This is a genomic window from Litoreibacter albidus (genome assembly GCF_900107015.1).
Classification (GTDB): domain Bacteria; phylum Pseudomonadota; class Alphaproteobacteria; order Rhodobacterales; family Rhodobacteraceae; genus Litoreibacter; species Litoreibacter albidus.
In genome coordinates this window covers 364664-383423 of the sequence record NZ_FNOI01000003.1, presented here as the reverse complement: position 1 = coordinate 383423, position 18760 = coordinate 364664, and the positions used below count along the sequence as shown (strand labels likewise).

Sequence of the window (18760 nt, the reverse complement as noted above, 5' to 3'; positions counted from 1 at the left end):
TATGAGCGAGAACGAGCAGACCGAGATCAACTGGGACGAGGGCACCGTTGAGGCGCGCTTGGCCGCGGAGGCGTTGATCGTTGACGTTGACGGGTTTGAGGGTCCGCTGGACCTGTTGCTGACGCTGTCGCGGACCCAGAAAGTGGACCTGCGCAAAGTGTCCATTTTGCAGCTGGCTGAGCAGTATCTGATCTTCATCGAGCGCGCCAAGGAGCTGCGTTTGGAGCTCGCGGCGGATTATCTGGTGATGGCGGCGTGGTTGGCGTTCTTGAAATCCCGCCTGTTGCTGCCGCCCGATCCGACGGAAGAAGGCCCCAGCGGCGAGGAACTGGCCGCGCATTTGGCGTTCCAGTTGGAACGGTTGAGCGCGATGCGCGAAGCCTCCGCCAAGCTGATGGCGCGAGACCAGTTGGGCCGCGACTTCTTTGCGCGGGGCCTGCCCGAAGATGTGACCCGCGTGCGCAAGGTGACCTATACGGCGACGCTGCTGGACCTGATGCAAGGCTACGCGCGGATCAAGACCAAGGACGACTTCCGCCCGTTTGTGATGGACCGTGAAAAGGTGTTCACCATGGAGCAAGCCTTGGCGCGGATGCGCAGTTTGATTGGCTATGCGGGCGATTGGTCGGACCTGAATTCGTGGCTGCCGGAGGGCTGGGAGGTGGACCCTGTGAAGCGGCGCTCCGCCACGGCGGCGACCTTTGCCGCGTCACTGGAGATGGTAAAACAGGGGCAGATAGAGCTGCGCCAAGGCGATGTTTTCGCCCCCATACAAATTCGCAAGAAGGACAGCTAAATGTCTGAGCAACCCGAAGAATCCTTGTTTGAGGCCCCCCCCATGGGCGAGCAGGAGCGCATGGTGGAGGCAATTCTGTTTGCCTCGGTCGAACCTGTGACCGTGAAGGAACTGGCGGACCGCATGCCCCACGGCGCGGACCCCGCAGAGGCGCTTGTGTACCTCAAGAAACGCTACGAGGGGCGGGGCGTGCATTTGGTGCGGGTCGGGGATGCTTGGGCGATGCGCACGGCGGGGGACTTGGGCTTCTTGATGCAAAAGGAGACCGTCGAGACGCGCAAACTGTCGCGCGCGGCGATCGAAACCTTGGCGATTGTGGCCTATCACCAGCCAGTGACCCGTGCGGAGATTGAGGAAATTCGCGGCGTCTCGGTGTCGCGGGGCACGATTGACCAGCTAATCGAGATGGAGTGGATCCGGTTCGGGCGACGCAGGATGACGCCGGGGCGGCCTGTGACCTTTGTGGTGACGCAAGAGTTCCTTGATCACTTCGGCCTTGAGAACGCGCGTGATTTGCCGGGCCTGAAGGAGCTGCGCTCTGCCGGATTGCTGGACAACCGACCCCAGCCGGGCGGGCTGACGCGCGACGACGACGATGATGACGATGAAAGCCCAGAAGGCCAGAACGAGCTTTTTGAGGATTGATCCCCACATAAGGGGCGACACAGGAGTACTCAGATGAACCAGATGATAAATATGGCGATGCGCATGATCATGCGCCGCTTGATCAACATGGGGATCAACAAGGGCATCGACGTCGCCGCCAACCGTGGCCAGCGCGGCAAAGACCTGACGCCGGAGCAGCGCCAAAAGTCGGGGGAGACATCCAAACGCGCCAAACAAGCGGTTCGGATGAGCCGACGGATCGGGCGGTTCTAGAGTCCCGCCCTCCGCGATGTATGACCCTAAGGGCAACGGCAAGGACAAGACTGTCCCCGAGGTGCAATTCGTCGAGGCGGAGCCGCCGCAGCATTTGCGCGGCATTGTGCATCGCTTTCTGGACCTGAAAACGGACGGTGTGTTGCCCGAGGACTACCGCTTTCACGCGTTGCCGGATGCCTGCTGCTACATTGTTTTTGACCAGTTGGACCGCAAGATCGCGGGGGTTTCCAAGCTGCGCGCGACGTCGGAGGAGTTCAACTTGGGGCGGGAGTTCCACTTCGTGAACATCCGCTTTCTTCCAGGTGTCTGGTGCGGGGAGGCGGCGCATATGGGCATTATCGACATGCCCTACAGCGGTGACCTGCCTCTGCTTGATCTGAACGGCGCGTTGGCGGGGCAGGGGTTTGAGGCGCAACAATCCGTGCTCTCCGACTTCGTGGACAGGCTGGTGGCGGATAAAATGGTCGCGCCGAACCCCGTGACAGAGAAGATATTCCAGCATTTGGACGACATCCACACGGTGGGCGATATGGCGGAGGTCGCCAATCTGTCGACGCGTCAGTTGCAGCGGACGTTGAAGCAGACGACAGGGTTCGCGCCGCATGACTTCTTGAAGGTTTTGCGCCTGCAGCAGACGTTAAACGGCAGTCACACGTGGTCCTATGCCGATCAGTCCCACTTTATCCATTCGTTTCGCAAGGCCACGGGCTACACGCCCGGACGGTATTCGCGCAAGTTCGATGTCTGATATCTACAATACGCGGCTATAGCGGGTTGTTACACAGGCTTCATAACCAACGTATTATGGAGCTGAACATGACCAAAATGAACGCAGTAGGATGGTTCGACATCTACGTGAACGACCTTAACCGTGCAGTCGCGTTTTACGAGGCGGTGCTTGGCAACAAGCTGGAAGAGATGCCGGACCCGACTGGAGAATCCCAGATGATGAGCTTCCCCGCCGACATGAGCGTATATGGTGCAGGTGGGGCACTGACGAAGGCGGAATACGCCTCCCCCGGTGTTGGCGGCACGGTCGTCTATTTCATGGTGGAGGATACGGCCGTGAACCAAGCGCGGGTGGCTGATGCAGGCGGCGTTGTCATTCGCCCGAAGTTCTCCATCGGGGAGTTTGGCTTCGTCACCCTGTGCCAAGACACAGAGGGCAACATGTTTGGCATGAACTCAATGAAGTAAGGGGTAGGGTAACGAGTGCGCCGCGCCGTTTGTGGTGGGGGAGTAAAGCGTGCGGGCGGCCAGTGGTCGCCCGTATTGCTATGGGGCAGGGGTTTTGAAGTGTTTGGACAGCTTCAAGCCTTGGCCTTGGTAGTTTGACTTGATGTCGACGCCGTATAGCTGCGTCGGGATTTCCGACATGTGCTCATACACCAGACGGCCCACGGTTTGGCCGTGCTCCAGCACGAAGGGGGCTTCGTGGCAACGAACCTCCAGCACCCCGCGCGAGCCTGTGCCGCCCGCGCTGGAGTAGCCGAAACCCGGATCGAAGAAGCCCGCGTAGTGCACGCGGAATTCACCGACCATCGCCAGATAGGGGGCCATCTCTGCCGCGCAATGGGGCGGGATGGTGATGCTTTGCTGGCTGACGAGGATATAGAACGCACCGGGGTCGAGGATCAGGCGGCCTTCTGTTGTGCGCAGCTCCTCCCAATAGTCGGCGGGGTCGTAATGCGCGAGCTTGTCCAGATCAATCACGCCCGTGTGTGGCTTGGCACGGTAGCCCACCAGATCACCGTTTTGCGGCTTCAGATCGACGGAGAAGCCCAAGCCGTCAGAGATCACCGCGTCGCCGGACACGATCGGGCTTTCGGCGTGCAACGCGCGTAGCGCCGTATCGTCCATGACGGTTTTGCCTACGCGAAAGATGATCTGGTTGAGCATTTGCCCCGTGCGGGCCACGACGGAGAAGGACCGCGGGCAAATCTCTGCATAGAGCGGACCGACGTAGCCCGCAGGGACGCGGTCGAATTCTACGCCGTGATCGGTAATGACGCGGGTGAGCAGGTCGAGCCGACCGATAGAGGACTTCGCGGAGGCCGCGCCGGACATGTCTTGCGGCAGGGCCAGATGCTCCAACAGCGGGACGACGTAGACGCAGCCCTTTTCCAGCACCGCGCCTTTGGTCAGGTCGACCTTGTGCATGGTGAAATCTTCCAAACGCCGCTCCACCGGATGATCGCGGCCCGTCAGAAAGGAGGCGCGGACACGGTAGGCGTGGGTGCCAAGGCGCAGGTCAAGGGAGGCGGGTTGAATTTGGCCAGCTTCAATGGGCTGTTCAGCGGTGATGGCGCCGGAGGCGATCATCGCCTGCATCTGGTGATCGGCGAGCACGCCTGCTTTGAAATCTGCCACTACATCATCCCCCTAGATACACGAAACGCCCGGCGCAAAAGCACACGGGCGTTTTGGTATTGGTCGGGCTAGCAGGACTCGAACCTGCGACCTTCCGTCCCCCAGACGGACGCGCTACCAGGCTGCGCCATAGCCCGACTAATGCCGCCATGTCATAGCCAAATTCCAAGCGGTGGCAAGGGCTTTGGGCAGAATATTGCACGGCCTGCAAAAACATCGCTGCCCGAAGCGGTCTATTGTGCGGACAGGTTGTTGGCCAAACGGTCACGCAGGGCCTGAAGGCGGGCAATATGCGGGGCCAGCTCCTCTGGGTTCGCCGCCTTGGCGCGGGTGCTGCGCAAGGCGCGGTGCAAGGCCTGCGCGGCAAGCTGCGATTCCGAGAGCTGGAACCCTTTTTCGGCAGGGGGCTGCTCTGGTTCGGGTTCTGGCGCGGGCTCTGGTTCGGGGGCGGCCTCGACGGCGGGGGCTTCAGGCTCTGGCTCCGCTTCGGGGGCGCTTTCGGCCAAGGTTTCTTCTTCAGGGGCAGCGTCAGGGGCTTGATCTTCGGGCGCGGCAGTCAACTCTGCCTCTGCCTCTGCCTCTGCCTCTGCCTCTGCCTCTGCCTCTGCCTCTGCCTCTGCCTCTGCCTCTGTTTCTGGGGCGGTGGCGTCCTCAACGGTGGTCGTTTCCGTAGCGAGGTCTTCGGCGGTGGTTGGCTCCGCGATTGGATCGGGGGCAGCTTCTGGGGTGTCTTCCATCGCTGGCGGCTTTTCTATTTCAGGCTCAGGCTCAGGCTTAGCCGCCGCTTCGCCGCGCGTTGTCAGTTCAACCACATTGTCGCCGCCAAACTGCGGCTCCTCTTCGACCTCGATAAAGGGGGCCTCGGGCACGTCTTCTTGCATTGGCTCTTCCATGGGCGGGGTTTCGGCGTCGCCGGTTCCCGTCTCGTTTTGGGTTTCTGTCTGGTCGGCGGTTGCCGCGATTTCGCGCGCAGGCGGTGGGGGCGGGGTGTCTTGCTTGGCGTCGGCGTCCCACGCGTCATGCGTTTTGCGATCATCGCTTGTGTCGCTGGACTGATCTGCGGTGTCGTCTGCCGTGCTCTCGACCGCATCCTCGATATCTGCGGTCTCTGCCTTGCGGCGGGCGGTGCGCGGCGAGGCGGCTTCGTCCACACCGTCAAGCGAGGGGGACATCGCGCTTACGGCTTTCACGCCGTCTTCCTTGAGCAGCTTTTGTACGCCGCGAATGGTCATGCCGTCGTCATGCAGCAGCTTTTTAATGCCGCCGATCAGCTCCATATCGACGGGGCGATAGTAGCGCCGTCCGCCGGCACGTTTCACCGGTTTGATCTGGGTGAACTTGCTTTCCCAAAAGCGCAGCACATGTGCTGGCACATCCAGCCAGTCGGCCACTTCAGAAATGGTACGGAACGCATCACGCGCTTTGGTTGCCATAAACGAGACCTCCGTTATCGGCGGGTCAGGACTTGTTGCCGGATGCGACGCGGTCTTTCATCAGATGTGACGGACGGAAGGTCAGCACGCGGCGGGGGTGAATAGGGACTTCTTCGCCGGTTTTCGGGTTCCGGCCCACGCGGGCGGACTTCTCACGGACGGAGAATGTGCCGAAGGACGAGATCTTGACTTGTTGGCCCGCGACCAAGGCGTCGGACATGTGTTTGAGAACACTTTCGACCAAATCGGCGCTTTCATTGCGCGACAGGCCGACCTCTCGGAATACAGCTTCACTTAAATCCATGCGGGTCAATGTTTTGGCAGTCATGTCGTCCCCCTAGTAATATGTTTCAAGACGATAGGCTTGGGGGAATTTCCGAGTCAATATCAAGGGCTTGGATTGCGCGCTTTATGCGTAGATTGAGCGGGTTTTCCCCCATCAAAGGCGCAAAACGACCGAGCCCCATGCCAAACCACCGCCGATTGCCTCCATTACCAGCAGCTGACCGGGGGCGAACTTGCCCTCCGATTTGGCCACGGACAGGGCGAGGGGAATCGATGCGGCGGAGGTATTCCCGTGGTCTTGGACGGTCACAACGACGCGCTCCATCGGGATATTCATCTTGGTGGCGGTGGCTTTGATGATGCGCAGGTTGGCCTGATGCGGCACGACCCAATCCACGTCGTCATCGCTTAGCCCGACCTTAGCAAGGGCGGCTTCAGCGGTTTTGGCCAGCTTTTCGACGGCGTGGCGGAAGACTTCTTTGCCCTGCATCACCAGCACGCCAGTGGTTTGGGTTTTGGAGACGCCGCCATCGACATAAAGCAAGTCGCGGTAGCTGCCGTCGGAGTTCAGATCGGTGGCAAGGATGCCCGCGTCTTGCGTGGTGCCTTCGCCTTCGGCGGCCTCAAGGACCACGGCGCCAGCGCCGTCGCCGAACAGCACGCAGGTGGTGCGGTCTTCCCAGTTCATGATGCGCGAGAAGGTCTCCGCGCCGATGACCAGCACGCGTTTGGCCTGACCGGATTTGATCAACGCGTCGGCGTTCGACATGGCGAAGACGAAGCCCGCACACACGGCCTGCACATCGAAGGCAAAGCCTGTCTTCATGCCCAAGTTGCCTTGGACCATCGTGGCGACGGAGGGGAAGGTCGTGTCGGGCGTCGAGGTGGCGACCACGATCGCGTCAATGTCGGATACGTCCATGCCTGCGTCCGCCAAGGCGGCGCGTGCGGCGTCGGTGGCCAGATCGGAGGTGGTTTGGCCCTCTGCCGCGAAGTGGCGACGTTCAATTCCGGAGCGCGATCTGATCCATGCGTCGGTGGTGTCCACAATGGTTTCGAGCTCAGCGTTTTCTACCACGCGCTCGGGCAGGGCGTGGCCCATGCCACGCAGAACGGAACGGATCATTGTCATGTATTGGGTTTGCCTTTTGCCGTCGTCGGCGCCTTCGGAGCCGGACCCTCAGATTGACCCGCTTCGGTAACGGATGCAACCCGTGCGGCCAGCTTCTCGCCAAAACCTGATTGCGCCAGCTGGAAGGCCAACTTGATCGCGGCGGAGACGCCGGTAGCGTCGGCGGAGCCGTGGGATTTTACCACTGTGCCGTTGAGGCCAAGAAACACGCCGCCGTTGGCCTGACGCGGGTCGATGCGCTTTTTCAGGCGTTGCAGCGATGGGTAGGCCAGCAAGGCCGCGAAGCGTGAGGGGAGCGAATAAAGAAAGGCCTCGCGCAGGCGGCCAGAGATCAGGTTAGCGGTGCCTTCCGCGGTTTTCAGCGCCACATTTCCGGTGAACCCGTCGGTGACGATCACGTCCACGCGGTCTGACGGGATATCGCCGCCCTCGATAAAGCCCACGTACTCGAAATCGTTATATTCGGCGGCGGCCTCGATCATCTCATGCGCGACTTTTAGCTCAGCGCGGCCCTTGTGTTCCTCAGTGCCGACGTTGAGCAGGCCGATGCGGGGGCGGGTGAGGTCAAAGCCGTTGCGCGCGTAGCTGAGGCCCATCAGAGCATATTGCAGCAAGTCATCTTGATCGGCGCGAATGTCTGCCCCCACGTCGAGCATCACATTGAAGCCGGAGGGATTGCGCGAGGGCCACAGGCACGCGATGGCGGGGCGGTTCACGCCCGGAACCTTACGCAGCCGGATCATGGCCACAGCCATGAGAGCGCCGGTGTTGCCGCAGCTGACGCAGACCGTCGCGTCGCCCGCGCGCACGGCATCAATGGCAGACCACATGGACGTGCCCTTGCCATGCCGCATCACGTGGGACGGCTTTTCATGCATGGTGACCACATCATCGGTGTGGCGAATCTCGCAGCGGTCAGCGATGCCGCGCTTTTCGATGTGCTTTGACAGCTCATCCTTGTCGCCGTGCACGATGAAGCGCACTTCTGGGTTCGCCTTAGCCGACATTGCCATTCCAGCAACGACAACGGCGGGGCCCAAGTCCCCGCCCATAGCGTCAATTGATATGACTGTGTCTGATGAACTCACCGGTAAGCCTGCCTGTATTTTCGCATTATTGTAGCGAAGCAGCGTAAGCTTATGCGGCGTCGTCGTCCAGATCGACTTCGTTCGCCAAAGCCACAACTTCGCGTTCTGCGTAGTGGCCACAAGATGGGCAAACGTGGTGTGGGCGTTTCAGTTCGCCGCAGTTGCTGCACTCGTTAGGGTTCGCAGCCACCAGCGCGTCATGGGCGCGACGATTGTTGCGGCGCGACTTGGATACTTTATTCTGCTGGACGGCCATGTCTCAACCTTTGGTGTTAAAGGGGCCAGCTTTGGCCCGTGTGTCAGTGTAGGCGTCTTTACGACGACGTTCCGTGGGCGTCTAACGCCTCATGGTCCTCGCGTCCAGAGCCATAATCTCAAGAAGCGCGGAAAATACCTATTCCATCGCATATGGCAAGACGATTCGGGGCGCTTCCTTGCGCGATTAGTCTTTGTCGGGGTTTTCCAGCTTGGCTTTCAGGGAGGCGAGGCCCGCAAATGGCTTCACATCTTCGTCGGTGAGCGGCTCTTGCCCCGGCTCGGTAAAATCTTTTTTCGACAGCTCCGCGCCTTCGGCACGCGGGTAGGCGGGGACGGCGATGGCCAGCACCTCCGCGGTGATCTGCGCCAGATCAATGGCTTCGGGCAGCGGTTCGGAGATGTCGTCGCCGTCCATTTCCAGCTCTGCCGCAGTGGGTTCCATCCAGTCGGACAGGTAGTTGCGCTCCACCTGCTCATCTATCCGTGTGGTCACCGGGGCCAGCGTTATAACGCAAGGCTGCACCACCGTTGCGCCAAGGCGGGCGTTCAATTGCCAGTCCTTGTTGCCAAGCGGCTTTAGCGTGCCGTCCAGCCGAACCTTGCGCAGCGCGCTCAGGTCCATCTCGGTTGCGAGCCGCTCTAGCACCGCCGCGTCGGGGGTGTAGTCGATCTGTGTGATTTTGCGGGTCGGCAGGTCTGCCAGCCGTAACACTGTTGTCTTAGCCATAGGGGAGCTATCTTTCTTGATCACTTGCGCGTCCTTCTGTAAGTCCTTCTTTAGGCCTTTGGGCGCGAGTAGAGCAAGACACGAACAAAATACGGGGGTCGCGCATGCGGCACGGTGAGATCAAACAGGCATCGCGTCTGGTACAACTGGTAGCAGTAACGGCGCTTGTGGTCCTGGCTGGGTGCTCGGAAGTTATCCGCAACCACGGCTACATTCCTGTAGAGGAAGATCTTCAAAGCCTCACGGTTGGTGTCGATACGCGTGGATCGGTCGAGGATTTGATCGGTAAGCCGTCATCATCCGGCGTTCTGCGTGGCGGTGACTGGTTCTATGTGGGTAGCAAGCTGCGCCACTTCGCCTATAGAAAACCTCAAGAAATCAACCGCGAAGTGATCGCCTTGCGCTTTAGCGACGACGACGTGTTGCAAAATGTGGAACGCTTTGGCCTGCAAGACGGGCGGGTTGTCACCTTGTCGCGCCGCGTGACGGAAACCACAGTGCGTGACGTGACGTTCATTCGCCAGATCATCCGCAACTTTGGCCGTATCGACCTTGGTCAGGCTTTGGGCGAATAAGTTTTCCCCGAGTTGCGCCGGTTCTTGCGTCTGTGCGCTTATAATATTTAGGTAGCTATATCGACGCCGTCTCGCTGGTGAGGCGGCGCGCGCCGGAGGGCGAAATCATGCCACTGCTGAGCAAAGGCCGCTACGTCGCCCGCTTTGCGGACGGCCCTGAGGATGTGGCGGCGGCCCAGCGGCTGCGCGCGCTGGCCTTTCACGGCGCGGATGCGCCGCCGGACCACGACAGCTTTGACGACAGCTGCCTGCATGTTTTGGTGGAGGACACCGCACGCGGTGCGCTTGTCTGCGCGTATCGGCTGCTGGCGTTGGACAGTGGCGGCGCGATTGAGCAAAGCTATTCGGCGCAGCACTACGGGCTATCGCGGCTGGCATGCTACGATGGCAAGATGCTGGAGGTAGGGCGGTTCTGCATCCACCCCGACCACAGTGACCCCGACATTTTGCGCGTCGCGTGGGGGGCGCTGACGGCCTACGTGGATGCGGCGTCCGTACAGATGTTATTCGGCTGCTCCTCTTTCAAAGGGACGTCGGGGGAGGCGTATCTGGACGCGTTCGCGCTTTTGAAGGCACGCCATTTAGCGCCACCGCACTGGCTGCCGCGCGTCAAGGCGGCGTCGATCTTCCCCTATGCGGACAGGCTGGAATTGCACCGCCCCGACATGAAAACTGCGATGCAATCTATGCCGCCGCTGCTGCGCACCTATCTGGCGATGGGGGGATGGGTCAGTGACCATGCGGTGATTGATGAGGAGATGAACACGCTGCATGTGTTCACGGGGCTGGAGATCACGGCGATTCCCCCCGCCCGCAAGAAGCTTTTACGCGCCGTCGTCGGGTGATCAGTTGACGCCGTAGCGCGGAGGCCGTAGCGGGTGTTCCATGGCACGTACACCGCATTTACAACTCACCGACATCTCGCTGACCTTCGGCGGCGATCCCTTATTCTCTGACCTCGGGTTGGTTGTCCAACCGGGGGACCGTGTGGCCCTCGTGGGGCGCAACGGCTCTGGCAAGTCGACGCTGATGAAAGTCATGGGCGGGATTATTGAACCCGATTCCGGCGCGCGCTTTCTCGCGCCCGGCGTGACCACCGGATACATGCAACAAGACCCCGACCTGAGCGGGTTCGACACGCTGGGCGAGTTCGCCCTGAGCGAGATGGACCCCAGCGAGGAATACAAGCTGCTGAGCGCAGCTGAGGGGTTGAAGCTGAACCTAGACGCGAAGGTCGACGCGGCCTCCGGCGGGGAGCGCCGCCGTGCCGCCTTGGCAAAACTGTTGGCGGAGGCGCCGGAGTTGATGCTGCTTGATGAGCCGACCAACCACCTTGATATCGAGGCCATCGCATGGCTGGAGGGGCATCTGTCCTCCACCCGCGCGGCTTACATCCTGATTTCGCACGATAGGGCGTTTTTGCGCGCGCTAACCCGCGCCACGCTCTGGGTCGACCGTGGCCAAGTGCGCCGCCAAGAGCAGGGGTTCGACCGCTTTGAGGAGTGGCGCGACAAGCTGTGGGAAGACGAAGACCAGCAGCGCCACAAGCTGAACCGCAAGATCAAGGCGGAGGCCCGTTGGGCGGTCGAGGGCATCTCGGCGCGGCGCAAGCGTAACCAAGGCCGCGTGCGGGCGTTGCAGGACTTGCGGGCGGAGAAAGCAGGCCAGATCAAACGTCAAGGCACCGCTGCCATGGCGCTGGAGGCGGGGCCGAAGTCCGGCAAACAGGTGTTTGTTATGGACGACGTGTCGCTGGCCTTTGGCGACAAAACGATTGTGAAAAACTTCTCGCTGAAGGTGAACCGTGGCGACCGCATTGCGTTGGTTGGCCCGAACGGCGCGGGGAAAACCACGCTGCTAAAACTGATGACGGGCGAAGTGGCCCCCGACAGTGGCACTGTGAAGATCGGCACCAATCTGGAGATGGCGGTGTTTGACCAGAACCGCGCCGCCCTGAACCCAGAAGATACGCTGTGGTCGGCGATGACCGAGGATCCCGCGACCCGCGTGCGCGGGCAAGGTGATCACGTCATGGTGCGCGGCACCCCGAAGCATGTTGTGGGCTACCTCAAGGAATTCCTGTTCGACGAGGCGCAGGCCCGCGCGCCGGTTAAATCCTTGTCTGGTGGTGAAAAAGCACGGCTATTGCTGGCGCGGATTATGGCGCGGGAAAGCAACTTGCTGATCCTCGACGAGCCGACAAACGATCTGGACATCGAGACGCTGGACCTGATGCAGGAGCTGATCTCTGACTACGATGGCACTGTGATCCTTGTGAGCCACGACCGCGACTTTCTGGACCGTGTGGCCTCGACCACCGTGGCGCTGAAGGACGGGAAGGCAACGGTCTATGCCGGCGGTTGGTCCGACTACAAAGCGCAAGCTGCTGAGGCTGGCGATGCCTCGGTTCTATCCGAGAAGCCCGCGCAGTCGCGCCGAGAGAAAGGGCGTCAGGCCGCTGAAGACAAGAAGGCGGAAGCCAGCGGTGGGCTGACCTTTACCGAGAAGCACCGGCTTGAGGCCTTGCCCGACGAAATGGCGCGCCTTGAGGCCGAGATCGCCAAGCTGGTGGAGTTTATGTCTGACCCGAACCTGTTTACCGACCATCCGGCCAAATTCCAAAAGGCCACAGATGCTTTGGTGGAGCGGCAGGCCGTGCTGGATGCCGCTGAAGAAGAATGGATGACGCTGGAAGAGAAGGCGGGGAAGGCCTAGCTTTTCCCGCTAAACGGCTGATTTATTGGAACGACGTGCCAGCCCCCTTTTAGGGGCGGCCCGTGATTTGGGTCAGAAAGACCCCACCTGCCATCACCGCGATCCCCGCTGCCCGCGTCAGCGTGAGGGGTGTTTGCACCGCGCCGAACAGGCCGAAGTGGTCGATGAGCGCGGCCGATATCAATTGCCCCAATAGCACGAAGAACACCGCGTTTCCGATGCCGAAGTGCGGCGCGATGTAGGTGATGGTCAGCACGTAGAAGGCAATCAGCACCCCCGCCAATAGCAGGTGTTTTGGCGCTGTCGCGACCTTGGCGATGGCGGCGGGACCGGTGATGATGGCCACCACCAACGCGCTGAGGAACGCCACCGCAAACAGCACAACGGAGGCTGCGGCTGGGGCCCCGATCGTGCGCCCAAGGCTGGCGTTCAGGGCGGCGAGCACGGGAATTCCGATGCCCGCGGCCAGCATAATCAGGGCGTAGGATGTGGTGTTCATGGCTGTCTGTCCGTGGCTTTCAGTGGAAATCGGGCGTCGTGACGTAGAAGTGATGCATGGAGTTCCGGCAAAGGGCAAGCGGCCAGCTACCCTGGGCCAACCGAAACGAAGCCTTAACCATGCCGAACGCGCATCACGACATCGCCTTCACCCCCGCCGTTAAAGCGATGCGAACGGTAGAACGCAGCCGTAAGATCTATGCAAAATACGAGGCCTCGCCAAAGGCCATGAAGACCGAGCTGACAGGGCCGGAGATGGCCCGGATGGGCGCACGCATTGCGGCGTAGGGAGCGCAGTTGAAAGACCGCTAGCCGCACTGATTTATCGGGCGCAGATCCCGTTTTATTACGCCGGTGAAGCGACCTTGGCTTGTGCGCAGGCAGGCCGTCTCCAGAGTGGTATGAACTGCATAATACATACCCGGCAGGCGAAGTATTTGCCCGTCCGGCAGCTGCACCTCGACCAGCGGCTCTCCACGCGCGGCGGATTGATCGCTCACACTGGATGTGCCGCGCGCCAAAATTTTGACGGTTTGATACCTGACGTTTGATTGTGGCTCTATCATGGGCAACACCACCGCGACGCCCGCCACCACAATGAGCATCGTAACCAAGCTATAGCCGACCATGCTCAAGACGGTTCTTGCCTTGATGTTCAATACGTTGCCCGACCGCCGGAGAGGTCAAACACTGCGCCTGTGGTAAAGGAGTTCTCGGCGGATACGATCCACGCGATCATGCTTGCGGCCTCCTCGACCTCTAGGAACCGTGCGCGCGGGATCTTCGAGAGCATGTAGTCGATGTGCTCCTCGCTCATCTGGTCGAAAATCGGCGTGCGGGCCGCGGCAGGGGTGACGCAATTCACCGCGATATTATGGGCGGCGTTCTCTTTGCCTGCCGATTTGGTGAAGCCGATGACGCCTGCTTTGGACGCCGAATAGGCGCAAGCGTTCGGGTTGCCTTCTTTGCCCGCGATGGACGCAATGTTGACGATACGGCCATAGTCGCGGCTTTGCATGCCCGCCAGCACCGCCTTGTTGGTGTTGTAGGTGCCGGTGAGGTTGATAGCGATGATCTGTGCCCAAGCGGCGTCATCGTACTCCCCGATCGGGGCGTTTGGCCCCGCGATGCCGGCAGAGTTCACCAAGATGTCCACCGGCCCAAGGGCGGCTTCCGTCGCAGCAAGCGCCGCTTTCACAGACGCCATATCGGCGATGTCGCAGACCATCTGCGCGTCACCTGAGCTGGCGCCTTGCATGTCCCATACCGCGACCTTGGCGCCGGAGGCTTGCAGCCGTTCCGTTACCGCCAAGCCGATCCCCTGCGCCCCGCCTGTTACAACGGCGACGCGGCCGCTCAAATCATATGTGTTCATTCTGGTCTCCTCCGACGTGAAGCCTAATCACAGATTCCGTTCAACTCCACCCCGTCCCACGGCAGCACTACTTCGGACTGATCCAAGCGGGCGGTCATCGCGCGCAGGTCGAAATGCTCGCCCAGCAAGGCCTCCAGCCGTGCGGTGCGGGCGGCTTTCGGGGCAAGGGCTGCACAGCAGACGTATTCCTCCGCGATGGCGCCTTGCTGCTCATAGCCGAAGTCGAGCAGTTTACGGCTGGAGGACAGCTCGAACAGATAGGGGTCCGGCTGGTTCTGGTGCTCGCGCGCGGCCTTGAGGGGGTGGTAGCCGGTCAACTCACGGTTTTGCCACTGCCAGACGTGGATCAGCTCGTGGGCGAGGAACATGGTCGCCAGCAGCAAGGACGCCTCGGGGTAGGCGGGCAGGTAGTTGCGGGCGTGGTAGTCGGGGTTCACATTGACCGTGTTGAACAAAACGGTCGCGGCGGGGGAGCCGGAGACCGTCGGTCCCTTGGCGGGCGGGAACAGCTTTTGCACGCAGGTGGTACGCGGCGGCGTGGGGTAGGTGGCGCGGTAGAGCTTCAACACAGGGGCCGCGCGGACGCGCACCTTGCTGGCGTCCAGATCGGGGCCGTGGAAGTCGGCGGCGAATTGCAGCTCCGCTTTGGTCAGGGGCCTGCCGCAGGCGGTAAGGCCAAGGAACATAAGAAGAAACAGCACACGCATAGACGCACAGTGGCAAGAGTTCGCACATTGGGCAAGAGGGTTTGACATGGCGCAAGGCGAGCGGCAGGTAGGGTGCTAGGATCACCGCAAAACAACACTCGGGAGGCGCAGATGAAACTCGTTTATATATTGGCCGTTGGGGCACTTGCAGGATGCACCGCGCCGGAGCCGCCCTCGGGCGCGCAGTTGTTTGCGGAAAATTGCACGGCCTGCCACGGGGTGGATGGCGCGGGCACGGGCTGGGTGGCGGCGGGGTTGAAGCGCAAGCCTGCGAACCTGACCACGCTAAGTGCGCGCAACGGCGGGGCTTTCCCGATGGAGCGGGTGCTGAGCACCATCGACGGCTTCCACCGCAACCCCAAGTTCGAGACCGCGATGCCGGAGTTCGGCAGCTGGTTCGAGGGGCCGATGGACCAGATCGAACTGGACGGCGTCATGACCCCCGTGCCGCAGCCCTTGCTGGCGGTGGCGGAGTATTTGCAGACGCTTCAGGTGGAGTGATCTTGGCGGTCGGCAAAACGTCGGGCGCTCTCCCCCGCGCGGAATCAAGGCGTAGCCGCCGCGCATCGCCGTCACGCCCCATGGGGCGGCGATTTTGCTGATGCTGGGGACGGTCAGTTTTGGGGGAGGAGTTTGGCAGCCATAAAGTGGCAGTCACTAGCGTTAGATCGCCACCCCGCGTGACGGCGATGCGCGGCTTGTGCTAACCTCATAGTACTTCTTATAGTAGAAATTTGACGCGATCAAACTTGCTACTTCGAAAATTGGTATGCACACTCTTCTGGAAGTTAGTTTTGTAGAGTGGCTTAACATGGACGATATTCCGGATAAACATGTTGAAGAATTTGGTGAACAGATTGCCAAAGAATTCCACCTGCTCAAAAGTGATCTTTTCGAACTGCGATTGATGTGGCGATCATATCGAGAGTTATTTGGTAAAAACAAGGAAAGAGTTGAGTTACTCAATTCGATTTCTGGGAGCTTTGCCCAAACAATTGAAATTTCCCTTTGGGAAAGTGTCTTGATACGTTTGCGACGTTTTAACGATGAAGGGGCTAGTCGAATAAAGCGTAGGCCATTAAGTTTGGGATTGTTGAGAGAGATTTCAAAACAAACAAATGACCAAGAACTTCGGAAACTAATTCAAGAAGCTAAGACAAAAGCAGCCTTTGCTAAAAACTGGAGCGACAAGCGTATTGCCCACTCCGACTATGATTACAGGATGGGGTCAGTAAAGCTTGAAAGTGCGTCACGTCAAAAGGTCACGGACGCGATAGACGCCATCGCGGCAGTCATAAAGAGGATTGGATCAGAACGTCTGGATACACACTATGTAACGCACCCAGTTTCTGCTCTGAAAGATGAGACATTCGTTCTCAAATTACTTTTGGATGGAAAAAAGGGGTGGGATGCCAAGCCTGATCTAGCAAGGTCATTAATTAAGAATGGCGATTACGAGGCCTATAAAGAGGTCTATAAATATCCGAGTTGGTTAGATCGAACTCCCGACGAGCACGATTAAATAAAATGCGTCTCTAAACATCCACATCCTCAACAAACTTCGCGTTCTGCTGGATGTACTCGAACCGTAGCTCCGGTTTTTTGCCCATCAGGCGCTCGACCAGGTCGCCGGTCTCGCCCGGCTCGTCCTCTTGCACCGTCACGCGGATGAGTTTGCGGGAGGTGGGGTCCATCGTCGTCTCTTTGAGGTCCTTCGCGTCCATCTCGCCCAGGCCCTTGAAGCGTTGCAGGTCAATTTTACCCTTACCGCCCAAGCCCTTGGCCATCGCCGCGTCCTTCTCAATATCGTCGGCCACATAGAGGCGTTTGGGGCCTTGGGTCAGGCGATAGAGCGGCGGGCAGGCCAGATAGAGGTGGCCTTGGTCAATGAGCGGGCGCATCTGGATGAAGAAGAACGTCATCAGCAGTGACGCGATATGCGCGCCGTCGACATCCGCATCGGTCATGATGATGATCTTGTCGTAGCGCAGGTCCTCGACGTTGAACTTGGTGCCCATGCCAACACCAAGCGCCTCGCACAGATCGGAGATTTCGGAGTTGGAATGCAACTTGCCGGACGCCGCGCCCAGCACGTTCAGGATTTTACCCTTGAGCGGCAAAAGCGCCTGATTAACACGATTGCGCGCGCCCTTGGCGGAGCCACCGGCCGAGTCGCCCTCCACGATGAACAGCTCCGTGCCCTCGCGGGTTTTGGACGTGCAATCGGTCAGCTTGCCCGGCAGGCGCAGCTTCTTGGTGGCGGACTTGCGGGAGGTCTCTTTCTCCTGCTTACGGCGCAGACGTTCCTCGGCGCGCAGCACAAGGAAGTCGAGGATCGCACCGGCAGATTTGGTGTCGGAGGCCAGCCAGTTGTCGAAGTGGTCGCGCACAGCCCCTTCGGTCATTTTGGCCGCGGCCTCGGTCGACAGGCGGTCCTTGGTTTGGCCCACGAAGGCAGGTTCCGCGATGAAGCAGGACACCAGCGCACAGCCGCCGGAGATCAGGTCGTCACGGGTGATCTGCGCGGCCTTTTTGTTGTGGGTCAGCTCGCCGTAGGCCTTGATGCCCTTGAGGATCGCGGCCCAGAAGCCGGTAACGTGCGTGCCGCCCTCGGGCGTGGGCACGGTGTTACAGTAGCTTTGGATGAAACCGTCGCGGGCAGGGGTCCAGTTGATGGCCCATTCGACCTTGCCTGCGGCGCCGAATTTCTCGTTGAAGTCGACGGTGCCTGCAAAGGCGGCATCGGCGTAGGTGGTTGATTTGCCAAGTGTTTCGGAGAGGTAGTCCGCCAAGCCGCCCGGAAAGTGGAAGGTCGCGGTGGCGGGGGTTTCACCGTCGTCGATCTCGGTTTTCCAGCGGATTTCCACGCCAGAGAAGAGATACGCCTTGGAACGGATGGATTTGAATAGCCGCGCGGGCTTGAAGCGGTGCGCGCCGAAGATTTCGGCGTCCGCATGGAAGGTCACCGTGGTGCCGCGGCGGTTTTGGGTCGGGCCGACTTTTTCCACGGGGCCCAGCGGGATACCGCGCGAAAAACGCTGCTCGTAGAGTTCCTTGTTGCGGGCCACCTGCACCACCATGCTGTCGGACAGCGCGTTGACCACCGAAGCCCCGACGCCGTGCAAACCGCCGGAGGTCTGGTAGGCCTTGCCAGAGAATTTGCCGCCCGCGTGCAGGGTGCACAAGATGACCTCCAGCGCGGATTTGTCGGGAAACTTGGGGTGCGGGTCGATCGGGATGCCGCGCCCGTTATCGCTGATGGTGATGGAGTAATCGGCGTTCAGCGTCACCTCGATGCGGTTGGCGTGACCGGCGACGGCCTCATCCATCGAGTTGTCGAGCACCTCGGCCACCAAGTGGTGCAACGCGCGCTCGTCGGTGCCGCCGATATACATACCGGGGCGTTTGCGCACGGGCTCCAGACCCTCGAGAACCTCGATAGAGGAGGCGTTGTAGTCATCTGGCCCACTGGAAAGAAGGTCGCTCATACCGCTGCTCATTTTTGTTGGTTTGAGCGCGATTATGGCAGAGCGGGCTAGCGGGGGGAAGGGCGGTTTATGGCGTGTGTACGCGAAACTGGCGGGTTACAGCGCGCCACACTCGTTTTGGATGCTTTCCAGCCGCTGCCCATAGTCGCCACCGTTGGTGCCGCCCCATTTATCGCCCTGAATTTCCAGACACTTCTGAATGTTGGAAGAAGACCGCTCCACCCCGACGTTGGTGATCGTGACCACGGCGACGCCGATGCCCGCGATGGCGGCGGTCAGCACCACCCAGTCAGTGACGACGGCACCGGAGGTATCGGTGAGGAAGCGGGCCAAGAGGGCGCGCGGGGATTCCGAAGGTAAGGGCAGGGGCATGTGATACGGGCTCTCGTTACTGGGTCATGCCTTGCGGCAGGGTGGCACTAGCGGTTCGG

24 protein-coding genes and 1 tRNA gene are annotated in these 18760 nt (G+C 60.5%); 11 read left to right on the top strand and 14 right to left on the bottom strand.

Features of this window, described 5'->3' with window-relative positions; translation table 11 throughout:
- Nucleotide 1 precedes the first annotated feature (1 nt).
- The 5 genes from BLW66_RS10335 to BLW66_RS10315 all read left to right on the top strand — a co-directional run bounded on the left by BLW66_RS10335 (nucleotide 2) and on the right by BLW66_RS10315 (nucleotide 2875).
- Nucleotides 2-796, top strand: coding sequence for a segregation and condensation protein A (locus BLW66_RS10335; RefSeq protein ID WP_089947057.1), 795 nt, complete (start codon nucleotides 2-4; stop codon nucleotides 794-796).
- Complete coding sequence (gene scpB / locus BLW66_RS10330; RefSeq protein ID WP_089947056.1) at nucleotides 797-1441, top strand: SMC-Scp complex subunit ScpB; 645 nt, start codon at nucleotides 797-799, stop codon at nucleotides 1439-1441.
- A 33-nt stretch (nucleotides 1442-1474) separates the two neighbouring features.
- Nucleotides 1475-1675, top strand: coding sequence for a hypothetical protein (locus BLW66_RS10325; protein WP_244508618.1), 201 nt, complete (start codon nucleotides 1475-1477; stop codon nucleotides 1673-1675).
- A 16-nt stretch (nucleotides 1676-1691) separates the two neighbouring features.
- The gene (locus BLW66_RS10320; protein ID WP_089947055.1) at nucleotides 1692-2426 is read left to right on the top strand and encodes a helix-turn-helix domain-containing protein; all 735 of its coding nucleotides are present in this window, start codon (nucleotides 1692-1694) and stop codon (nucleotides 2424-2426) included.
- Nucleotides 2427-2494: 68 nt separating this feature from the next.
- On the top strand, nucleotides 2495-2875 hold the full coding sequence (locus BLW66_RS10315) for a VOC family protein (RefSeq protein ID WP_089947097.1): 381 nt from the start codon (nucleotides 2495-2497) through the stop codon (nucleotides 2873-2875).
- Between the two features lie 78 nt (nucleotides 2876-2953).
- Here BLW66_RS10315 and BLW66_RS10310 read toward each other — a convergent pair whose 3' ends face one another.
- The 8 genes from BLW66_RS10310 to BLW66_RS10270 all read right to left on the bottom strand — a co-directional run bounded on the left by BLW66_RS10310 (nucleotide 2954) and on the right by BLW66_RS10270 (nucleotide 8971).
- A complete protein-coding gene (locus BLW66_RS10310; protein WP_280140680.1) occupies nucleotides 2954-4048 on the bottom strand; it encodes a 2'-deoxycytidine 5'-triphosphate deaminase in 1095 nt (364 codons plus the stop codon).
- Between the two features lie 60 nt (nucleotides 4049-4108).
- Nucleotides 4109-4185, bottom strand: a tRNA-Pro gene (locus BLW66_RS10305).
- A 96-nt stretch (nucleotides 4186-4281) separates the two neighbouring features.
- The gene (locus BLW66_RS18130; RefSeq protein ID WP_244508617.1) at nucleotides 4282-5481 is read right to left on the bottom strand and encodes a MerR family transcriptional regulator; all 1200 of its coding nucleotides are present in this window, start codon (nucleotides 5479-5481) and stop codon (nucleotides 4282-4284) included.
- Between the two features lie 25 nt (nucleotides 5482-5506).
- Nucleotides 5507-5809, bottom strand: coding sequence for an integration host factor subunit alpha (gene ihfA / locus BLW66_RS10290; RefSeq protein WP_089947054.1), 303 nt, complete (start codon nucleotides 5807-5809; stop codon nucleotides 5507-5509).
- Between the two features lie 111 nt (nucleotides 5810-5920).
- On the bottom strand, nucleotides 5921-6892 hold the full coding sequence (locus BLW66_RS10285) for a beta-ketoacyl-ACP synthase III (RefSeq protein ID WP_170833454.1): 972 nt from the start codon (nucleotides 6890-6892) through the stop codon (nucleotides 5921-5923).
- A 2-nt stretch (nucleotides 6893-6894) separates the two neighbouring features.
- Nucleotides 6895-8004 carry a phosphate acyltransferase PlsX gene (gene plsX / locus BLW66_RS10280; protein ID WP_394198615.1) on the bottom strand — a complete coding sequence of 370 codons (1110 nt, stop codon included), beginning with the start codon at nucleotides 8002-8004 and terminating at the stop codon, nucleotides 6895-6897.
- 31 nt (nucleotides 8005-8035) lie between these two features.
- Nucleotides 8036-8242, bottom strand: coding sequence for a 50S ribosomal protein L32 (rpmF, locus tag BLW66_RS10275; protein WP_073140558.1), 207 nt, complete (start codon nucleotides 8240-8242; stop codon nucleotides 8036-8038).
- 186 nt (nucleotides 8243-8428) lie between these two features.
- Nucleotides 8429-8971 carry a YceD family protein gene (locus BLW66_RS10270; protein ID WP_089947095.1) on the bottom strand — a complete coding sequence of 181 codons (543 nt, stop codon included), beginning with the start codon at nucleotides 8969-8971 and terminating at the stop codon, nucleotides 8429-8431.
- 104 nt (nucleotides 8972-9075) lie between these two features.
- Between BLW66_RS10270 and BLW66_RS10265 the strand changes: the two genes are divergently transcribed.
- The 3 genes from BLW66_RS10265 (at nucleotide 9076) to BLW66_RS10255 (ending at nucleotide 12261) form a co-directional block, all read left to right on the top strand.
- Complete coding sequence (locus BLW66_RS10265; RefSeq protein ID WP_089947051.1) at nucleotides 9076-9546, top strand: outer membrane protein assembly factor BamE; 471 nt, start codon at nucleotides 9076-9078, stop codon at nucleotides 9544-9546.
- Between the two features lie 107 nt (nucleotides 9547-9653).
- Nucleotides 9654-10391 carry a GNAT family N-acetyltransferase gene (locus tag BLW66_RS10260; RefSeq protein WP_089947050.1) on the top strand — a complete coding sequence of 246 codons (738 nt, stop codon included), beginning with the start codon at nucleotides 9654-9656 and terminating at the stop codon, nucleotides 10389-10391.
- Between the two features lie 40 nt (nucleotides 10392-10431).
- Nucleotides 10432-12261 carry an ABC-F family ATP-binding cassette domain-containing protein gene (locus BLW66_RS10255; RefSeq protein WP_089947049.1) on the top strand — a complete coding sequence of 610 codons (1830 nt, stop codon included), beginning with the start codon at nucleotides 10432-10434 and terminating at the stop codon, nucleotides 12259-12261.
- A 49-nt stretch (nucleotides 12262-12310) separates the two neighbouring features.
- On the opposite strand, the gene BLW66_RS10250 is transcribed toward BLW66_RS10255, so the two are convergent.
- Complete coding sequence (locus BLW66_RS10250; protein WP_089947048.1) at nucleotides 12311-12760, bottom strand: DMT family transporter; 450 nt, start codon at nucleotides 12758-12760, stop codon at nucleotides 12311-12313.
- Between the two features lie 119 nt (nucleotides 12761-12879).
- On the opposite strand from BLW66_RS10250, the gene BLW66_RS17920 reads away from it, so the two are divergent.
- Nucleotides 12880-13047, top strand: coding sequence for a hypothetical protein (locus BLW66_RS17920; RefSeq protein ID WP_170833453.1), 168 nt, complete (start codon nucleotides 12880-12882; stop codon nucleotides 13045-13047).
- 20 nt (nucleotides 13048-13067) lie between these two features.
- On the opposite strand, the gene BLW66_RS10245 is transcribed toward BLW66_RS17920, so the two are convergent.
- From BLW66_RS10245 to BLW66_RS10235, 3 genes are read right to left on the bottom strand one after another with little or no spacing between them, the layout of a single operon-like run.
- On the bottom strand, nucleotides 13068-13418 hold the full coding sequence (locus BLW66_RS10245) for a hypothetical protein (RefSeq protein WP_089947047.1): 351 nt from the start codon (nucleotides 13416-13418) through the stop codon (nucleotides 13068-13070).
- Nucleotides 13415-14134 carry an SDR family NAD(P)-dependent oxidoreductase gene (locus BLW66_RS10240; protein ID WP_089947046.1) on the bottom strand — a complete coding sequence of 240 codons (720 nt, stop codon included), beginning with the start codon at nucleotides 14132-14134 and terminating at the stop codon, nucleotides 13415-13417. Before BLW66_RS10240 ends, BLW66_RS10245 begins: the two co-directional genes overlap by 4 nt.
- A gap of 23 nt (nucleotides 14135-14157) precedes the next feature.
- Entirely contained in the window at nucleotides 14158-14841 is a 684-nt protein-coding gene (locus tag BLW66_RS10235; RefSeq protein WP_089947045.1) for a hypothetical protein, read from the bottom strand.
- A 111-nt stretch (nucleotides 14842-14952) separates the two neighbouring features.
- Between BLW66_RS10235 and BLW66_RS10230 the strand changes: the two genes are divergently transcribed.
- Nucleotides 14953-15342: a c-type cytochrome gene (locus tag BLW66_RS10230; protein WP_089947044.1), complete on the top strand. Its 390-nt coding sequence runs from the start codon at nucleotides 14953-14955 to the stop codon at nucleotides 15340-15342.
- A 268-nt stretch (nucleotides 15343-15610) separates the two neighbouring features.
- Nucleotides 15611-16363 carry an AbiU2 domain-containing protein gene (locus BLW66_RS10225; RefSeq protein WP_089947043.1) on the top strand — a complete coding sequence of 251 codons (753 nt, stop codon included), beginning with the start codon at nucleotides 15611-15613 and terminating at the stop codon, nucleotides 16361-16363.
- Nucleotides 16364-16376: 13 nt separating this feature from the next.
- Here the strand turns inward: BLW66_RS10225 and parE are convergent, their stop codons facing one another.
- Together parE and BLW66_RS18030 are read right to left on the bottom strand one after the other, a co-directional pair.
- Nucleotides 16377-18329 (bottom strand): DNA topoisomerase IV subunit B, encoded by a 1953-nt coding sequence (gene parE / locus BLW66_RS10220; protein WP_089947042.1) that lies wholly within the window; start codon nucleotides 18327-18329, stop codon nucleotides 16377-16379.
- A 96-nt stretch (nucleotides 18330-18425) separates the two neighbouring features.
- The gene (locus tag BLW66_RS18030) at nucleotides 18426-18701 is read right to left on the bottom strand and encodes a hypothetical protein (protein WP_089947041.1); all 276 of its coding nucleotides are present in this window, start codon (nucleotides 18699-18701) and stop codon (nucleotides 18426-18428) included.
- Nucleotides 18702-18760: the final 59 nt, after the last annotated feature.